General features: G+C 74.3%; 1 protein-coding gene. It reads right to left on the bottom strand.

The window, feature by feature from the left end; genetic code table 11:
- Positions 1-544 (bottom strand): hypothetical protein (locus FB586_RS19590; RefSeq protein WP_168800628.1); only part of this gene is annotated, 544 nt, incomplete at both ends.

Here is a 544-nt window from a genome sequence, read left to right as displayed (position 1 = left end):
GGTCACCGTGACCACGCCCGTGCCGTGCTCCTCGTCCGCCCAGGCCTGGATCGAGCCGTCGTCGTGGACCACGGTGACCTCGACGGTGTTGCTGATGGAGCCCCAGGCGCGGTCGAGGCCTCCCGGAAGGTCGGCGAGGTCCTCGGCGACGGCGCGGAGCTCCCGGTGCGTGTTCGCGAAGGTCGTGACGCACAGCGGCCCGCCCCAGACCTCCCGGACCGCGGCCTCGGCACGCGCGACGTCCTCGGTGACGGCGACGTTGAGGATCGTCCATCGGGGGTCGTTCATCGCCTGCTCGACCTCGAGCGACGAGCCGCCGCCCTCGACGAGCTCCTGCCAGTCGGCCCATCGCGGGTTGATCGACTGGTCGCCCCACGACAGGGCGTGGTCGGGGAGCGCCTCCGCCGCCCGGTGCGCGGCGGAGAGGGCGTCCCTGCTGGTCCTCGACGCGTCCACCGGCACCCAACCGCCCGCGGGCTCGTCGCAGCGGGTGGCGAACACCGAGGCGGGGTCCTCGGGCTCGGACAGGTCGCCCGGCGTCGTC

Origin of the sequence: Cellulomonas telluris, assembly GCF_004886325.1 — a bacterium.
In the GTDB taxonomy this organism is placed as follows: domain Bacteria; phylum Actinomycetota; class Actinomycetes; order Actinomycetales; family Cellulomonadaceae; genus Cellulomonas; species Cellulomonas telluris.
This window is presented reverse-complemented; position numbering and strand designations above follow the sequence as displayed.